This is a genomic window from Colwellia sp. BRX10-9 (assembly GCF_014077405.1).
Classification (GTDB): domain Bacteria; phylum Pseudomonadota; class Gammaproteobacteria; order Enterobacterales; family Alteromonadaceae; genus Colwellia_A.
In genome coordinates this window covers 1-18,811 of record NZ_JACGVV010000018.1, presented here as the reverse complement: position 1 = coordinate 18,811, position 18,811 = coordinate 1, and the positions used below count along the sequence as shown (strand labels likewise).

Annotated in this window: 16 protein-coding genes; 7 read left to right on the top strand and 9 right to left on the bottom strand. The window is 38.3% G+C overall.

What is annotated here, in order from left to right; genetic code table 11:
- Positions 1-23: 23 nt before the first annotated feature.
- Positions 24-1,325, bottom strand: a complete 1,302-nt coding sequence (gene bioA / locus H4J69_RS11730; protein ID WP_182215200.1) for an adenosylmethionine--8-amino-7-oxononanoate transaminase — start codon at positions 1,323-1,325, stop codon at positions 24-26.
- Between the two features lie 112 nt (positions 1,326-1,437).
- Here bioA and bioB point away from each other — a divergent pair, with 112 nt between their 5' ends.
- From bioB to bioD, 4 genes are read left to right on the top strand one after another with little or no spacing between them, the layout of a single operon-like run.
- A complete protein-coding gene (bioB, locus tag H4J69_RS11725; RefSeq protein ID WP_070373554.1) occupies positions 1,438-2,484 on the top strand; it encodes a biotin synthase BioB in 1,047 nt (348 codons plus the stop codon).
- Positions 2,485-2,519: 35 nt separating this feature from the next.
- The gene (locus H4J69_RS11720) at positions 2,520-3,659 is read left to right on the top strand and encodes an 8-amino-7-oxononanoate synthase (protein ID WP_182244670.1); all 1,140 of its coding nucleotides are present in this window, start codon (positions 2,520-2,522) and stop codon (positions 3,657-3,659) included.
- Positions 3,659-4,444 carry a malonyl-ACP O-methyltransferase BioC gene (gene bioC, locus H4J69_RS11715; protein ID WP_182215194.1) on the top strand — a complete coding sequence of 262 codons (786 nt, stop codon included), beginning with the start codon at positions 3,659-3,661 and terminating at the stop codon, positions 4,442-4,444. The genes H4J69_RS11720 and bioC overlap by 1 nt, the downstream gene beginning before the upstream one ends.
- On the top strand, positions 4,437-5,126 hold the full coding sequence (bioD, locus tag H4J69_RS11710) for a dethiobiotin synthase (RefSeq protein ID WP_182215192.1): 690 nt from the start codon (positions 4,437-4,439) through the stop codon (positions 5,124-5,126). Before bioC ends, bioD begins: the two co-directional genes overlap by 8 nt.
- A gap of 262 nt (positions 5,127-5,388) precedes the next feature.
- Here the strand turns inward: bioD and H4J69_RS11705 are convergent, their stop codons facing one another.
- From H4J69_RS11705 to H4J69_RS11690, 4 genes are all read right to left on the bottom strand, one after another.
- Positions 5,389-5,787, bottom strand: coding sequence for a type II toxin-antitoxin system HicB family antitoxin (locus H4J69_RS11705; protein ID WP_070373558.1), 399 nt, complete (start codon positions 5,785-5,787; stop codon positions 5,389-5,391).
- A 507-nt stretch (positions 5,788-6,294) separates the two neighbouring features.
- Positions 6,295-7,698 (bottom strand): alkaline phosphatase, encoded by a 1,404-nt coding sequence (locus H4J69_RS11700; RefSeq protein ID WP_182244669.1) that lies wholly within the window; start codon positions 7,696-7,698, stop codon positions 6,295-6,297.
- A 28-nt stretch (positions 7,699-7,726) separates the two neighbouring features.
- Complete coding sequence (locus tag H4J69_RS11695; protein WP_182244668.1) at positions 7,727-8,908, bottom strand: endonuclease/exonuclease/phosphatase family protein; 1,182 nt, start codon at positions 8,906-8,908, stop codon at positions 7,727-7,729.
- Positions 8,909-8,962: 54 nt separating this feature from the next.
- Positions 8,963-9,607: a TetR/AcrR family transcriptional regulator gene (locus H4J69_RS11690; protein ID WP_259367747.1), complete on the bottom strand. Its 645-nt coding sequence runs from the start codon at positions 9,605-9,607 to the stop codon at positions 8,963-8,965.
- A 661-nt stretch (positions 9,608-10,268) separates the two neighbouring features.
- Between H4J69_RS11690 and H4J69_RS11685 the strand changes: the two genes are divergently transcribed.
- From H4J69_RS11685 to deoA, 3 genes are all read left to right on the top strand, one after another.
- Positions 10,269-13,409, top strand: a complete 3,141-nt coding sequence (locus H4J69_RS11685) for a TonB-dependent receptor (RefSeq protein ID WP_182244667.1) — start codon at positions 10,269-10,271, stop codon at positions 13,407-13,409.
- Between the two features lie 160 nt (positions 13,410-13,569).
- On the top strand, positions 13,570-13,989 hold the full coding sequence (locus H4J69_RS11680; protein ID WP_070373562.1) for a cytidine deaminase: 420 nt from the start codon (positions 13,570-13,572) through the stop codon (positions 13,987-13,989).
- Positions 13,990-14,001: 12 nt separating this feature from the next.
- Positions 14,002-15,303, top strand: coding sequence for a thymidine phosphorylase (gene deoA, locus H4J69_RS11675; protein ID WP_182221936.1), 1,302 nt, complete (start codon positions 14,002-14,004; stop codon positions 15,301-15,303).
- Positions 15,304-15,394: 91 nt separating this feature from the next.
- Here the strand turns inward: deoA and upp are convergent, their stop codons facing one another.
- The 4 genes from upp to H4J69_RS11655 form a co-directional block, all read right to left on the bottom strand.
- Complete coding sequence (gene upp, locus H4J69_RS11670; RefSeq protein WP_182221937.1) at positions 15,395-16,021, bottom strand: uracil phosphoribosyltransferase; 627 nt, start codon at positions 16,019-16,021, stop codon at positions 15,395-15,397.
- A gap of 80 nt (positions 16,022-16,101) precedes the next feature.
- Positions 16,102-16,677, bottom strand: coding sequence for a thymidine kinase (locus tag H4J69_RS11665; protein WP_070373565.1), 576 nt, complete (start codon positions 16,675-16,677; stop codon positions 16,102-16,104).
- A gap of 24 nt (positions 16,678-16,701) precedes the next feature.
- Positions 16,702-17,475, bottom strand: coding sequence for a deoxyribose-phosphate aldolase (gene deoC / locus H4J69_RS11660; protein WP_182215182.1), 774 nt, complete (start codon positions 17,473-17,475; stop codon positions 16,702-16,704).
- Between the two features lie 24 nt (positions 17,476-17,499).
- Positions 17,500-18,744, bottom strand: coding sequence for a NupC/NupG family nucleoside CNT transporter (locus H4J69_RS11655; RefSeq protein WP_182244666.1), 1,245 nt, complete (start codon positions 18,742-18,744; stop codon positions 17,500-17,502).
- Positions 18,745-18,811 lie beyond the last annotated feature (67 nt).

Here is an 18,811-nt window from a genome sequence, read left to right as displayed (position 1 = left end):
ACCTAACAGCAAATCTGTGTCGGTTAATCTTCAAAACACTGCTGCTCATCGAGTACCGTGCTTATCGCCTTAACAAGTTTCGCTAAAGCCCGTTCATCACTAATAAAGGGCGGCATAATATAAATAAGCTTGCCAAACGGTCTGATCCAGACACCCAATTCAACAAATCTTTTTTGTATCTTTGCCATATTAACCGCAACCCTTGTTTCTACCACACCTATACCGCCTAAGACGCGGGCATTTTTTACTCTTGAATGTTGATTTAACACTAATAAGTGTCGCGTTAAATAATCTTCAATAAAACTCACTTGCTGTTGCCATTCTCCTGTTGCCAAAAGCTCTAGACTTGCATTTGCAACCGCACAAGCCAGCGGATTAGCCATAAACGTTGGGCCGTGCATAAAACATCCGGCTTCTCCATCACTGATGGTCTTTGCGATTTCTTGCGTACACAAAGTTGCTGCCAGGGTCATATAACCGCCGGTCAGGGTTTTTCCTAAACACATAATGTCAGGACTTATATCCGCCCAATGACAAGCAAACAATTTTCCTGTACGGCCTAAACCCGTAGCAATTTCATCAACAATAAATAACACCTGATATTGCGTACATAAGGCGCGACAAGCTTTTAAATACTCAGGATGATAAAAGCGCATACCACCAGCACCTTGGACAATAGGTTCAATAATAAAGGCGGCAATATCATTATGGTGTTGTGCAAATAAGGCTTTTAAGGGCGCTAACTCAGCGTTATCCCAAGGTTGATAAAAATCACACTGTGGCGCAGGAGCGAAAATGTTTTTCATTAATACACTTTCAAAAATTTGGTGCATACCATTAACAGGATCGCATACCGACATTGCGGCAAAAGTATCACCATGATAACCATTTTTAACGGTCAATAATTTATGCTTCTCACTTTTGCCCTGACTGTGCCAATACTGTAATGACATTTTTATGGCAACTTCTACCGATACAGAGCCAGAGTCTGATAAAAAAACTTTTTGTAGCGGCTCTGGTGTGATCTCAATGAGCTTCTTACACAAGTTAATAGCGGGTTCATGCGTTAGGCCCCCAAACATAACATGTGCCATCTTTTGTGTTTGATCAACAAGCGCCTGATTTAACTTTGGATGATTGTATCCGTGTAAAACAGACCACCAGGACGACATACCATCAACAAGTTCTTCACCCGTAGCTAACTTTATATAAACGCCCTTGGCCGATTCAACTAAGTATGAGGGCAGAGGGTTTGACATCGATGTGTAGGGATGCCAAACATGTTTCTTATCAAAATCGATTAAATCTGTATGTTTTTTGTTCATATGTAAAGCTTGCAATGTTTTTTATGTTGACAATTAATGACTGGCGTATAGATTACCTGCTAATATTTAGCGATGCAATTTTCACATTTACATTTTACAGTAAAGGTTTCACATGTCACAAACGAATATACCTCGTCATGATTGGTCAATAGCAGAAGTGGAAGCATTGTTTGCTCGACCTTTTAGTGACCTTATGTTTCAAGCTCAAACCGTTCATCGTGAACACTTTAATCCTAATGAAGTACAAGTTAGTACCTTATTGTCAATCAAAACAGGTGCTTGTCCTGAAGATTGTAAATATTGCTCGCAAAGTGCACGCTATAATACTGATGTTCAAAAAGAACGTTTGATGGAAGTTGAAAAAGTATTAGAAGCAGCAAAGGTAGCGAAAGACCAAGGGTCAACGCGTTTTTGTATGGGGGCAGGTTGGAGAAATCCAAAAGCTCGTGATATGCCCTTTGTGTTAGAGATGGTCAAAGGTGTTAAAGCACTTGGCTTAGAAACCTGTATGACATTAGGCATGATTAACGGAGGTCAAGCCGATGAATTACAAGAAGCTGGGTTAGATTATTATAACCACAACTTAGATACTTCTCCTGAACATTATAACTCTATTATTACCACACGCAGCTATCAAGACCGATTAGATACACTGCAAAACGTCCGTGATTCGGGAATGAAAGTTTGTAGTGGTGGTATTGTTGGTTTAGGCGAAAATGCTCAAGACAGAGCGTCATTTTTAGCACAATTGGCTAACTTACCTAAACATCCTGAAAGTGTTCCAATTAATATGCTGGTAAAAATTGCCGGAACACCACTCGCAGATGTTGACGATTTAGAAGCTTTTGATTTTGTTCGTTGTATAGCGGTTGCACGTATTATGATGCCTAAAAGCCATGTGCGTTTATCAGCTGGGCGCGATGCAATGAACGAACAAATGCAAGCAATGTGTTTCTTAGCCGGTGCCAACTCAATATTCTACGGTTGTAAGTTGTTAACTACAGGCAACCCTGAAGCCAATAAAGATATGCAGTTATTTGCAAAATTGGGCATTAATACTGAAACAGTGGCCACCGATGATATTGAGACTGAGCAAAAAATAACGACTGCCGTTGTCAATCAGCAAAATAAAGAACTTTTTTACGACGCTGCGCTTTAACGTTTATTTACTGATCAAGAGCCAAGCTGAAATTTATGTCTTTTAACTTTATTGCTGAGCAAGTCGCTCAGCAAAAAGAAAAATCACAATATCGCCAACGCCAATGTATAAGCGAGCAAAATGGCCGAGAGGTGGTTGTTGCAGGAAAACGCTATTTAAATTTTTCTTCTAATGATTATCTCGGCTTAAATCATCACCCTTCAATAAATAAAGCCTGGCAAGAAGGTGTCGATAAATACGGCAGTTGCGCAAGTGCTTCCAGTTTAATAACCGGTTTTCATTATGCACACCAAGCTTTAGAAGATGAAGTTTGTCAGTGGTTAAATAAACCACGGTGCTTACTTTATAGCAGTGGTTTTGCAGCTAATTCCGGTGTATTACAAGCCTTGGGTAAAAAAGACTGCCAATTTTTTCTAGACAAGTTAAGTCACGCTTCTTTAATTGATGGTGCTTTGGCTAGTGAAGCTTCCGTGAAGCGATATTTACACAATAATCATCAGCAACTTGAACAATATTTAGCGAAAAGTCCTGTTGACAATAAACTGATTATTTCTGAAGGTATTTTTAGCATGGATGGCGATCGCGCAGACGTTAGCCAGTTAATTATGATTGCTCAGCAGCAACAAGCTATGCTTTACATGGATGATGCACACAGTATTGGAATTATTGGTCATGCCGGTCAGGGCAGTAGTAGCTTTGGTCAGGTCGATATAGTAATGGCAACTTTTGGCAAAGCTTTAGCCACTAGTGGTGCATTTATCGCTTGTGATGAAGATGTTTATGATTACTTAGTCAATTTTTCTCGTCATTATATTTATTCAACCGCGATTTCCCCCGCCGTTGCTTGGGCGACAAAAACCAGTATCAAGCTTGCTCAAAAAGAGTCTTGGCGTAGAGATAATATTTTTGAATTGAGCGCGCTTTTATCAAATAAACTTGATAGTCAAATAACAATAATTCCGTCATCCTCTTCTATTCACGCTATTGTTATTGGCAGCGAAAAAAGAACACTAGAAATATGTCAACATTTGAAAAACAGAGGTATTTGGCTAACCGCGATACGCCCACCAACGGTTGCTAAAAACAGCTCAAGGTTACGCGTTACCATTACAGCTAACCATAAAGAATGTGATATCAAATACTTAGCTAATTGTTTGAATGAGGTTTTACGTTAATGCCTGAAGTGTTAAACAGAATTAAAATAGCCAAGTCATTTGGCTTAGCGAGTCAGTCGTATGATATTTCATCTCGATTACAACGCTATACGGGTAAGCACTTAATGTCTTTATTACCCAACCGTTCAGATCTAACTGTCGTCGACTTAGGCTCAGGTACCGGTTTTTTTACTGACATTCTTGCCAGTAAATTTCAACAAACTATTGGCGTTGATATCTCCGCTAAAATGCTGTCTTTTGCTCAAGAAAACCGCAGTAAGGAAATCTGCTGGTTAGAAGCTGATGCGTATTACCTGCCTTTTAAAGCCAACACAATTGATGTTATTTATTCTAATTTGGTTATTCAGTGGTGTGATCCACTCGATGATATTATTGAAGAAATATTACGCGTGCTCAAACCAGGAGGATTGTTTATATTTTCCACCTTACTCGATGGCACATTACATGAGTTAAAATCATCTTGGGCACAAGTCGATGATGAACAGCACGTGATTGACTTTAAAACAGATGCAAACCTAAAAGCTATTTTTGATAAGGCCTCATGTAAATTACTTGAACAAAAAACTCAAGACTTAGTATTAGAATATCAAAATGTTATACATCTAGCGCGAGAGTTGAAAGGGCTAGGCGCAAACCATGTCCCTAAACAGCAAGGCAAGGGTTTAGCGGGTAAAGATAAATGGCAAAAGATGACTAATTGCTATCAAGACTTTCAAGAGCCTAGTGGTATTTATCCGGCGACTTATAAGGTGTATTCTGCAATTATGGTAAAATTAAATGCTTAAAATTTTTATTACTGCCACAGATACTGATGCTGGAAAAACCTATTTTGCGCAAATACTCACCGCAGCCTTAGTTAAAAAAGATTATCAAGTTGCTGTATTTAAACCTATATCTGCAGGGTGTGAGCTTAAGCATACAGCGCAGGGTGAAATACTGGTCAATGAAGATGCACAATTATTGTTGCAGCAAGCAAACTGTGGACAAGGTATTAGTGAAATTAACCCTATTGCATTTGAACCGGCAATAGCACCACACATCGCCGCTAATTTAATGAATGTTGACATTAAACTCGCTGATATAAATGCGGGTTACGAGCGAATTATTGCTAGGGCTTGCGATATTGTTATCACTGAAGGTGCAGGGGGATGGCGACTACCTTTAGGTAAAGGTAGGTTTTTATCTGAGTTCGTACAGCAGACAAAACAGCAGGTAATATTGGTGGTGAATATGAAACTAGGGTGTTTAAATCATGCGGTTCTCACCTATGAAGCGATAGTTGCCGATGGTCTTGATTGTATTGGTTGGGTAGCAAACTGCGTTGAGCCAATGAATTATCTCGCTGAAAATATAGCTGAACTCAAAACACTTATTCCAATTCCAATGATTGCTCAACTCGGTTTTGAAACAGATATCAATAAAGCCAGTTCAAACGTTAATGTATCGTCGATAACGGCACGGCTTTAGCGACTAGTTTTACTTTAAATTATAGATAGAACAAGCAATAAGTGAGTGCCTTATCTGATTTATTGCTTGGTTTATTAATAGATAATTATCAGGCTTTTATCCTTACGAAAAAAGTCTAACGATAAAAGACTATTATCAATTTAATGCACTCCCTTTAACAATCCTCACAACTAATCTTGCAGTGTTTATCACCATGAACCTTGTTAAGTCTTACTCTTTCTTATTTTTCCATAATTTATAAATAATAATTCAGGGAAAACTCTTATTTATTTAACTCACTGATACACGCGCTTGCGATAAAGCCGGAACGTGTTTTATAAGTTGAAGACTTACTGACTCGGTTATCAATTTGTTTAATCAACAACTCCGGTAAGGTGACATTGATTTTATGACTTTTCCCTAAATAGGGTGTTATATCGATATCAAGAATACACCAAATAACATTTGGATAGGCTGTTAGATGATTTTCAATCGTTGTAGCGTGTGGGATGGCTTCACCATATTCGGCCAATATAGAAAGATGTGCAGCGATGCTGTCATTAATATTGTTTAAAGAGACATCAATACTCTCACCATTACCTACACAACCGGGTAAGTCAGGGACGTATGTTTTGTAGTTTTCAACGCCAATTATTTTCTTTAATGCGATAGGGTATTTCATTGTTTTTGCCTCTTTAATTAACGCCCTTAAGTGTAACTCCGGCAACCCCGGATAGCAACAACATAACAACCCTGATAACTCCTTACTTAACTACTCAGTAACCCCGGTAACTCCTGCGATTACCACAAGGACAACTCCAGTAACTCCATATGTATTGCGAAGTGATTGGTCACTTAGCACTAGACACCGTAAAAATAAGGAAAGTGATAACGAGTTAAATTTTATCGTTATAGATAGTCAAGAATGCTTTAACGAAGCTAATACAGGGGGGTTGGGGTTACTTTGATTAAGTTGTTTGAGGGAGATTAACAAACAACAAAGGATTTTTAGCGACTCTTTCTAGCTGAATTATTCACATAAAGTAAGGTAGTAAAGGTATGGATAAACGTTTAATCAATAAAATATTTATTGATGAGATAAAGAGGTTTTATAGCAGGGAGTGTAGTTTTTGAACACAAAAAAAACGGCTAATTTTCATTAGCCGTTGTTATATTATTAACGTGGAGGTTACTTTTTACCGAGTAATAAAAATATTTGTTTAGCTACGTCGGTATTATCAACCTTGCCCTTTAAGACTTCACTGCTTTTACCTAGTGTATGTAAAGGAACATCAATTGCGGTGTGGCCGCCTGATGTCCAGCCAGTGTTTGTTCTAATATCTATAATGTTTTTAATTGCACTTGATATGATGTTATTCATGGTGGGCTCTTTAGTCTTTAGTTTTTCTTGTTCATCAAGTGATTTGTAAGTAGTAATTTCCTCAACTGCAAATATTTTCGCCGCTTCAATTTGTTCAACTTCGTTATTTGTTACATCGAAGTTAAGCAATTTACTTAATTCTTGTTGTGTTATTTGGCTGTTAGCTAACTGTTTAGCTATTGTGCTTGGCGAACTTTTCATTGTGCGTAAAACTTCAGGGTGCCACTCATACTTGCCACGTGCACCAACGGTTAAACCACCCGTACTATGATCAGCTGTTAATATAACTAACGTATCAGGGTTTTGTTTTACGTACTCTTCTAAGTACTCCATCGTTTTAGCTAAATCTGACATTTCAGCCATCGCCGTTGCTATATCATTAGAGTGACCAGCCCAATCTACTTGACTAGCTTCAACGAGCATAAAATAACCTTTACTATTTTCTAGTTGTTTAATTGCAACTTTAGTCATGGCGGATAAACGATATGGGTCACTATCATCTAAGGCTGACGGTAAACCAGTATCATCAAAAAGACCAATAACAGGCATATCTGCTTTAAGCGTGTTTAAGGCGTTGTAGTTATCAATATACTGAAATCCTGACGCTTTAAATTCTTCAATTAAATTTCTATCTTCACGTATAAAGTATTTCCAGCCCCCCCCAAAATAGACATCTGCTTTTATACCGTTATCTATATAGCTATCAGCAATAGCATTATAATTATTTCTGCTTTCATTATGTGTTAAATATCCAGCAGGGGTCGCATGATTTATTTGTGATGTTACGACAACACCTGTTTTTTTACCTTGTTTTCTGGCAAATTCAAGTACAGTTTCAACGCTGTTTTTATTCACGTCTAAAGCAATTGCGCCGTTGTAAGTTTTATAACCCGTGGCAAGTGCAGTAGCACCAGCGGCGGAATCAGTGACAACACCAGAAACACTTGCTGGATAAGTACTAGCTGAGCCAACAAGTAAGCGGTCAAATACTGTTTCTTCTACAATGTCAGTTGTTGGGTCGTCATTAAAGTATCGGTACGATGTTGTATAAGCGGGACCCATGCCATCAGCTATCACCATAATGATATTTTTTGGTGAAGGAATATTCTTAGCAGTCTCTGTATTTAAAAGCATTGCTGTTGAGTCATTATCAATCGTTTGACAGGCTGTTAATGCAAGTATAATGCTAACAGCAGATAGGAGTTTTTTCATTTTTATCTTCTTATATAAGTGTTAATAATTAATAAGGGTTGGTGATTATTTCAGATGACTCTTTAGTCTTCAGTAACAGGTCAATCCATACCATACGGTGATCGGAAGATGCTGCTCTGTTTTTTATTAACCTAAAAGTCTCTTTATTTTCTGTTGGCCAGTAAACGCCTGATTTTTCAATAACTAATCCATATTTCGATGGTAACGCGTAATCGGCTCTCATTCGCCATGAGGCCGTATGGTAATTTGCATGTTCGTTATTTTTACTGTGCTGTTTTCCCCCTTCACTTTGGGGTAATGCATCTTGAATTTTATCATTATTTAGTAAGCTTGATATGGCCGAATTTAACGCATCACCCTCAACATTAGACGCATTAAGATCACCCAAAATAACAAAAGGTTCAAGGGATTTTAAACCTCCTTTTTGACCCTTGTCATCGTAAATGTATGCTGATTTTTCCGGCGAAATGTAATCATCCCAAAAACGAATTTCATCATGATTACGTTTACCATTTCTATTTTCTGGACCATCAAATATCGGCGGTGTAGGGTGGCTTGCTAAAATATGAACGACTTGCCCATTAACCTCAACCGGAATATCCCAATGAGATTTAGAAGATAAACGCATGTTTTGCCAAGCTTCATCACTAAACCAAGATGTCGAGGTTTTAGGATCTAAAGGTTGAAGGGCGTTAGGCATATCTCGCCACTTAAAGTACTGGAAGGTACGAATAGCGTTACTATTAATCGGGTGCTTTGACAAGAGTACCAAACCAAAGTGACCTGAAAAATGTCCGTAACCAAAACCATCACCCGGCAAAACACCTTGTTTACCGTCGCCATCTAGATCATAGCCTGAATTGACACCCGTATTAACGGGTCCTTGATAAAAATAAGGAAAATCAATTTCTTTTTGTCCATTTTGGCTTTTGTTCAAATAACGTTTAATGAAAGTCTTTAGGGCGTGGTGGTGGTTATTGTTGCTATTATCTTGATTATCAAATTCATTCAGTAACAGAATGTCTGGGTTATTACGCTGAATAATTTCTGCAATATTTTTAATTTGTTGATGATCACTGTCTATGGCTATTTGCAGGGTGTTATTTGAAATATTAGGAGCCTCAGAACTCAGCGCAGACTGATAGTTTAAAGCCTCCATACTTACATTAAATGTTGCTATTTTAAGAGGCTGTGCTTGTGTTCTACTCATATAAGTTAGTGCTAATGTTAAGTAATAGGTTAAGTGTCGATGATTATATCAACGTTAGTGTAAACCGCAGCCACGTAAAATCATGTCAGTTAGAAAAGCGATGACATCTTCAACATCTTCATCTTCGTAATCCGCTCTATTCATAATCGTTAAAATTTGTGTTTCAAAATCGGCATAGTGTTGAGTTGCTGACCAAATAAGAAAAATTAAATGAGTAGGGTTAACATCGCGCATTTCTCCATTATCTATCCATTGCTGGAATAGTTGTGCTTTCTCTCTCACCCATTTTCTTTGATAGGTACGAGCAAAATCTTTCAAATGTTGTGCACCTTGAATAATCTCCATGGCATATATCTTTGAAGATTCAGGGTGTTTAAAAGACATCCTTACTTTTGCTTCAATAAATTTTTCAATAGCTGCTTTAGGACCGTCTTCAGGATTTATATCACCTATGCCTTCGTCCCACATTTGTAGGGTATGTTCTAGTACGGCATGGTATATATTTTCTTTATTCTTGAAATAATAAAGTATATTAGCCTTAGGTAGGCTTGCTCTATCGGCAATGGATTGTACCGTAGCGCCTTTATACCCTTGTAAAACAAATTCTGTACTAGCCGCTATTAAAATCTTGTGCTGGCTTAGTGCGCGAATATTCCCTGTTTTTTTTATTTCTTTGTTATTTTTCATTAAGTTGCTCAATATTTAAAATGCATAAATAAAACATTTTTAAGTTAAATTGTTATTATAATTTTACTTTAATACTATCTGTTGACCAAATAGTTAACTTTTATGGTTTGTTATACTTATCTTTATTTTATCATTGATTTAAATCACTAAATGCCATTTTTCAATGAAATTCTACTATAAATGTTTAGCCATTTATATGAAAGGGAACTTTAGTGCTTTAGTTGATGTTTTTAATTTCTCTATATAAAAACATTTAGTTAAATAATGAGTATTAATTGGCTTAAGGCCATGTATATATGGCTAATTGTTTATTATGGTCTGTTTTTTATCTAAATTGGCTCACTAAGCTTATAACTAAAAAGCCTTAAACCTGTTTATAGATAACAATATCTTATATAAAGGCCATCTTCGTTATTAATATAAATGATAGTCATAAGCTTACGATGCATCCCGTTGTTTATTAAAGCTTTTTAAAATACTTTTCTGGTTGATTTCTTTTTAATCACTAACAGATACTATTTGAATTTCAAAAACTCTGAAAATATGTAATGAAAGTGTAATAAAAATCTGGTCTAATTTCATCCGAAATTAAAAACAGAGCAACTGGTTAAGTTTTTTGGTTGCTAAAAAAAATAATTCGTAAACACTTAAAAACGTAATCAAGGAATAACCGATGAACACTCAACGTCTCTCACTTATTTCAAGTGCAGTTATTTTTGCACTTGGCTTATCGACTTCTGCTATGGCAAACGATACCTCCTCCGCTATTCGAGGTAGTATTGAAAATTCAGCGGGTGCTATTTCAGTTAACGCAAAAATTGAAATTATCCACGAACCTTCAGGCACAAAAACGCTTACCACTTCTAACGACGCTGGTAACTTTTCAAGTAAAGGTCTTCGCGTAGGCGGTCCTTACACGATTAAAATCACTGGTGAAAAAGGTGTTACTGTTTACAGAGATATCTTTTTAACACTAGGTGATACCTTTCGTTTAAATGCAAAACTTGAAGCTGCAGACGATGTTGAACGTATTTCTGTAACAGGTAGCAAGATTTTTTCTAATAATATTGGTAGCAACAGTTATTTTGGTGCTGATGATATTGTTAATGCTCCAAGTTTCGACCGTGATATCAAAGATATCGTTCGTAACAACCCTCTAGCCGTTTTATCTTCTAAAGATGGCGAGTTAAGTGTTGCCGGTACTAACCCAAGATTTAACAGCATCAGTGTTGACGGTATTAGCCAAAATGATGACTTTGGTCTGAATGCCAATGGTTACCCTACAACGCGTTCACCTATTTCTCTTGACGCGATTGAACAGGTAACTATCGATGTTACTCCTTTCAATGCAAAAGACAGCGGCTTCCAAGGCGCTAAGATTAACGCAGTAACAAAATCAGGTACCAACGAGTTATCAGGTTCATTCTTTTATGAAACTCAAAATGACGGCATGGCCGGCACACCTAAAAATGGTACAGACGAAGCACCATTAGATTTTGATGAAACAACTTTTGGTGCAACCCTTGGTGGCGCTATTATTGAAGATGAATTGTTTTTCTTCGCTTCATACGAATATTACGAAGCAACATCAACTGTTGAGTGGGGACCAGATGGCGCTAACGTACCTAACTCTGCTGATGCCAGCGTTGCTGATGTTTTAGAAGTACAAAGAATTGCTCGTGAAGTCTACGGCGTAGAGCCAGGCGAATGGGATTTATCTCCTAAAGTAGACGATGAAAAATTATTGTTGAAACTCGATTGGAACATTAACGATGATCATCGTTCAGCGTTTACTTACCAATATACTAAAGGTAACAGTACACGTAACCAGTCTACTTATGGTGGCGAATTACGTTTATCATCACATTGGTATGACAGAACTGAAGAATTAAACAACTACGCGTTTAAACTTTATTCTGATTGGAATGACGATTTTTCAACTCAACTTAGCCTAACTTACCTTGATAACCCAACAACTCAAGCTTCATTAGGTGATTATTCTGACACTGTTATTCAAGCTGATTCTGGTGATATCGCAATTGGTGCAGATCACTCTCGCCATTCTAACGATTTACATAAAAAGACTTTTATCATGGCTTTAGACGGTGATTACCTAGTGGGCGATCACAGTTTAACTTTTGGTTACCAGTTTAAGCGTTTAGACATTTTTAACTTGTTTTTACAAAACACCAAAGGCGATTACCGTTTTGGTAGTATTGAAGACTTTGAAAATAAAGTGGCAAACAGAGTTATCTACCAAAATGCAACGAGCTTAGATGCAAATGACGCAGCCGCTTCATTTGTTCGTGACGAGCATGCTTTTTACATTCAAGATGAATGGATGTTCAATGACGATATTACTATCGACATGGGTTTAAGATACGAAATGTTAGCGTCTAGCGACATACCTACCTATAACGAACAATCTCAAGCACGTACAGGTTATGACAATACTGACAACTTAGACGGTACGGGTATTTTCTTACCACGCTTTGGTATTAAGTGGGATGCAAGTGATGACCTTATCGTTCGCGGTGGTGTTGGTCGTTATTCTGGTGGTCAACCAACAGTTTGGGTATCTAACTCTTATTCAAACCCTGGCGTTGGAATCGGTAAAGTTTTTGAAAACGGTACCTTTGAAAATGTAGATATTAGCGGTCCACGTCAAGAAGATAAAGACACAGTAGCTAATTCAACCACATTTGCTGGCACAAACTTTGTTGATCCAAACTTTGATTTACCTTCTGATTGGCGCTACCAGATAGCTCTTGATTACCGCTTCGATATTCCGGTATTAGGTGAAGACTTTTTATTAACCACAGAATACTTATACAAAAAGTCAGAGAATACTGCTTTTTGGCAAGATGCAAGTTTGTTGGGTGATGAAGATGGCACGACAGCAGATGGCGGTCGTACTATTTATGATGATGCCGATGGTTCAATTACTGACTTAATGTTAACAAATGCCGGTAAAGATGGTCGTTCTAAAATCTTCAGCGTTGTTTTGAACAAAGATTGGGACAGTGGTGTTAGATTAACAACGTCATACACTAACCAAGATGTAACTGATGCACACACAAGTACAAGTGCTACAGCAGGCAGTAACTTTGGCTATAATACGGTGATTAACCGTAATGACGCTGTAGTAGGTCGTTCTGGTTTTGAAACAGAACACAGATTTGTTGTTAACTTAGGTTATGAAACTGAATTTGTTGCAGGTTACAAAACTAATATCAACTTGTTCTTCGAACGCCGTTCAGGCAAGCCAGTAACTTTCTATGCTGACGGTACTGACGTAGATGGAAGAAGTGGCCCAGGTAGCGACCCTTATGGTTTATTAAGCCCTGGTACTACTAACGATTCGTTCTTACCTTATATTCCTACACCAGGTGATACTAACGTTGTTTTCAGTTCAGCGGAAAATGAAGCTAACTTCTTTGAAGCGATTAACGACTTAGGTTTAGATAAATATGCCGGTGGTTACTTACCAAAAGGCGTAATAACTACTCCATGGGTAACAACACTTGATTTAAGCATTCGTCAAGAAATCCCAGGGTTTAAAGAAGGCCACAAGGGTATGGTTTACTTAACGGTTGATAATCTATTAAATCTTGTAGATAGCAGCAAAGGTAAAGTATACGGAAGCGACTTCGGTACTCAAGAGTTAGTTGAATTTACTGTTGACCCAGCAACAAGACAATATGTATATGGCCGTTCTATCTCACAAAATGATGATGGTAGTTACGCAGACAATAAATTTTATACGACTGATTCTGCATGGCGTATAAAAGTGGGTGTTAGCTACAAGTTCTAACCACACTGTAATCTATTGAAATATAAACCCTTTAGTTTACTAAAGGGTTTTTTTTTACAAAAAATTTAGCCATGTAAGTGATACCTTAAATGCATTACTTGACCACTTGGTCAGCTATGGTATTCTCACAGGTCTACATTACTCTTGAATTTTTACAATAATGAATAAAAATACCATAGAAATACCTGCAGAATTAAAAGTAGCCGCTAAAGAAGCTTATTTAAAAGCTTATGCGCCTTATAGTAAGTTTCATGTCGGTGCTGCGGCTTTAACCACTTCCGGTACGATTGTCCAAGGGTGTAATGTTGAAAATGCCTCTTACGGTTTAACTGTCTGTGCAGAACGAAATTGCATAAGCCATGCCGTGATAAAGGGTGAGCAAAGTTTTCAAATGATCGTTATATATACCGAGCAAGAAAAAATGACACCTCCGTGTGGCGCTTGCCGACAGGTTATTGCTGAATTTTTTGAACAATCAGCACCTGTGATAGCGTTTAATCACAAAGACAAACAACAAGTGTGGAGTGTCGCTGAGCTTTTACCTGATGCTTTTACGCCAAAATATTTATTGGACATTTAAGGATATCCATCAATGATATTACCCCAAGAAATTATTCGCACTAAGCGCGATGGTAAAATTCTCAATCAAAGCCAAATTCACGATTTTGTTAATGGTTTAGTTGATGGTAGCTTTTCTGACAGCCAAGTCGGTGCAATGGCGATGGCAATTTTTCAGCAAGGATTATCGGTTGAAGAAAAAGTAACGCTCACCACCGCCATGATGAACTCGGGTGATGTGCTCTCTTGGGAGGGCTATGATGCCCCTATCGTTGATAAACACTCTACGGGTGGCGTAGGTGATAAAGTCAGCTTTATGTTAGCTGCTATTGTTTCTGCGTGTGGCGCTTATGTGCCAATGATCTCAGGTAGAGGGTTAGGGCATACCGGAGGTACATCAGATAAATTAGAAAGTATTGCCGGTTTTAATGTAGAACCAACAATTAGCGAGTTTAAGCGTATTGTTAAAGACGTGGGCGTAGCCATTATTTCTCAAACAGATAATTTAGCGCCAGCAGATAAACGCCTTTATGGTATTCGTGATGTGACCGCGACGGTTGAATCTATTCCACTGATAACCGCTTCAATTTTATCTAAAAAACTTGCGGCAGGTCTTGATACTTTAGTGATGGATGTCAAAGTGGGTAATGGCGCGATGATGTCATCTCTTGAAGATGCTAAAGCGCTTGCCGATAGTATTTCTAGTGTCGCCAATGGTGCAGGGGTTAATACTCAAGCGATCATTACTGACATGAATCAGGTATTAGGCACCAGTGCCGGTAATGCCATTGAAATGTATGAAACCGCTAAATATCTGACGGGTAAACAACGCGAACCTCGTTTACATAAAGTCGTTAAAACATTAGCCTGTGCGATGCTTGTGAATTCGGGCTTAGCCAGCGATGAGCAAACCGCTTACCTTAAAATTGACAAAGCCCTTCATTCAGGTCAAGCAGCTGAAATATTTGAGCGGATGATAGCGGCGTTAGGCGGGCCAAAAGATTTTGTTGAAAACCCATGGGGCTCAATGAATAAAGCGGCCATTATTATGGAAGTTAAAGCCAGTCAACATGGCTATTTAGCTCAAATGAACACTCGAGATATTGGTATGTCAGTGGTGGGATTAGGCGGCGGAAGAACTGCGCCAAAACAAAAAGTTAATCACAGTGTTGGCTTCGATAGAATTTTACCGCTTGGGGTTCAGGTTAATAGTGGTGAAGTCATCGCTCGTGTACACGCCAAAGACGAAAATTCAGCGCTGTTAGCCGCAGAGCAATTTAAACAAGCGATCACTTATTCTGAAGAAAGTCCTGAATTACCACCGGTTATTTATTAAATAAGGCCGTTATAAACAATGCCGATATAGGTAATATCTTGCTAACTAATCACTTATTAAAAAAGTGATTAGTTTAAGCAAGTCGCATTAATTACAGCGTACCAAAGATTTTATCACCGGCATCGCCCAGACCCGGTAAAATATAACCTTGTTCGTTAAGTTTCTCATCTATCACACCAATCGTTAACGTGACATCCGGATGAGCATCCTCAAGCAATTTTATACCTTCAGGGGCAGCGACCAAAAATAGTGCAATGATTGTTTTACATCCCGATGCCTTTAATAGATCTATGGTTGCTAATGCTGTGCCGCCAGTCGCTAGCATAGGATCAATAATAATCGCTGTTCGACTTTCTATATCAGAGATAATATTCTCGTAATAACTTTCTGGCGCTAATGTGTCTTCATTACGTTGTATACCGACAACACTTATTTTTGCACATGGCAGTATTGACAGTGAGCCTTCAAGCATACCTAAACCGGCACGTAGAATGGGTACCAGTGTGGGTTGTTTATCAGCAAGAGTTGGCACTGAAATTTCGCCAGACCAACAAGTTAATGGGATATTTTTAATACTAAGGTGTTGAGTGGCCTCAACCGTTAATAACATTGATATCTCTTTGGTTAATTCTCGAAAGGCTTTAACTGAAATATTATTATCGCGTAGTAAACTGACTTTGTGTTTAACCAGAGGATGAGAGCTTTCAAAAACTGACATGGAATATTCCTTGTTTTTTAAAGGTATAGAGGAAATTTAGCTGAATATATTGTTAGCAATAAGTGCTTTAATCTAGATGTTTACCAGACCAACTGTTTAAAATGGGCTCTGCATAATGGCTCATAACGTTCATTGCCGCCAACTTCTACTTGTTGACCTACTTTTACAGGTACACCATTTTCATCTTGTCTGATAACAAAATTAGCTTTGCGGCCACAATGGCAAATTGTTTTTAATTCGACTAACTTATCGGCCCAAGCAAGAAGGGCAGCGCTGCCTGAAAAAGTTTCACCAAGAAAGTCAGTTCTTATTCCGTAGGCTAACACGGGAATATGTAAGAGATCGACAACATCCGTTAACTGCTTAACTTGTTCAGTTGACAAAAACTGTGCTTCATCAATCAGTACGCAATCTATTTTAGCGGCTTGATGTTTATCTTTTATTTCAGTAAACATATTGATGCTATCATCAAATAAGAAAGCATCTGCGTCTATACCTAAGCGCGAAGCGACTTTGCCTTTGGCGAATCTGTCATCAATTTGCGCCGTATAAATTGCGGTAGTTAAGCCGCGCTCTCGATAATTATAAGACGATTGCAGCAAATGAGTAGATTTACCCGCATTCATTGATGAATAATAAAAATACAGTTGTGCCATGAGTTACTTCTTTATCAAAGGAGATCAGTAGTTAGTTGCTGAGGTATTTTCTGTGCTGTGTCCTAGTGTGTCAAGTAAACTGTTAAGTAAGCTACTTGCACCAAAGCGAAAGTGGTTATTATCAGCCCACTCACTGCCTAAGATACTATCGGCTAAAGCAAGATAAACGGCTGCATCTTCTGCGTTTTTAACACCACCTGCGGGTTTAAAACCGACATTGATATTTTTGTTTTTTATCACTTCAAGCATTATTTTTGCGGCTTCTGGTGTTGCATTTACCGCAACTTTCCCCGTTGAGGTTTTGATAAAGTCAGCACCGGCATTAATAGCAATTTCACTGGCATGTTCAATCAACGCAGGTGATTTAAGCTCACCCGTTTCAATAATCACCTTCAACTTAGCAAATTCACCACAAGCTTGTTTACACACTTTGACCATATCAAAACCAATCGCTTCATTACCTTCCATTAGTGCTCGGTAAGGAAAAACTAAATCGACTTCGTCGGCGCCGTATGCGACAGCGGCTTGTGTTTCAGCTAATGCGATATCTATATCATCATTACCGTGCGGGAAGTTAGTGACGGTAGCAATTTTTATCTGTGGTGTTTGTTGCGCTTTTAACGTCTTTTTTGCCAAAGGCACAAAGCGAGGAAAAATACAGATAGCAGCAGTGACGCCACCGATAGAATTTGCTTGTTGACACAAGGCTATAATTTCTTCTTCTGTTTCGCTATCGGTTAAACTTGTCAAATCAATTAACGAAAGTGCGCGTTGAGCGATGGCTTTAAGGTCAGACATAACGTTTATTTTCCTATCAATTATTTATAAAGAAATGAATACGCCAGCAATAGCTGCGCTCATTAAATTAGCTAAGGTTGCCGCTAACATTGCGTGCATACCAAGTCGTGCGATATCACGTCGGCGACTAGGCGCCATTGAACCAATACCACCTAACAAAATTGCGATGGAAGATAAGTTAGCAAAGCCGCACAATGCAAAGGTGACGATGGCTTGGGTTACCGGAGAAAGTGTATCTTTAATTTCAACAAAATTAACATAAGCAAAAAATTCATTGACCACAACTTTTTGGCCGATAAAACTACCTGCTTGTAGCATTTCATTAACCGGTACACCAATAATGAAAGCGAAGGGAGCAAACACGTAGCCTAAAATAAGTTCGATGGTAATATTATCGTAGCCGAATAAACCACTAATACCGCCAACAATGGTATTGAGGAGAGCAATTAAAGCAATAAAAGCTAATAGCATCGCACCCACATTCACCGCTAGTTTTAATCCAGATGCCGCGCCAGATGCAGCAGCATCAATAACATTAGCAGGCTTTTCATCGCCTTCATCAAAGTCTATCGAGTCTTGAACAATTTTTTCAGGCTCTGTTTCAGGGCAAATAATTTTAGCCATCAGTAAGCCACCCGGTGCCGCCATAAACGACGCCGCTATTAGGTATTTAAGCTCTATGCCTAAACCCGCATAACCCGCCATAATAGAACCAGCAACAGAGGCTAAGCCACCAACCATAATGGCAAATAGTTCAGACTGAGTCATTTTAGCAATGTAAGGTCGAACAACTAAGGGGGCTTCTGTTTGACCAACAAAGATATTGGCAGTCGCTGATAGTGACTCGGGTTTACTGGTTTTTAACAGTTTTTGTAAACTACCACCAATAATTTTAATAACCCACTGCATAATGCCAAGATAATAAAGTACGGCGATTAATGAAGAAAAGAAAATAATATTAGGTAAAACACGTACAGCAAAGACAAAACCAACACCATTCTCGTACATAGCGTCTGTGCCTAAGCCACCAAAGAGGAAGTTAATACCGACCTTGGCACTATCAATAACACTTTGAACACTTGAAGTAATCGTGGCCAATACGTCTTTGCCAAAGGGGACATATAAAACAAACGCACCAAGTAATAGTTGCAGCAAAAATGCAAAACCTACCGTACGAAAATTAATGTCCTTTCTACTTTTAGAAATTCCATAGGCAATGGCTAATAAAACAAATATGCCTATTACCCCTCTAAATGCGGCAAAATCCATACATACCCCTTAATATTTTTTATTGTTATTGTTATTGTTATTGTTATTGTTATTGTTATTTTTGTAG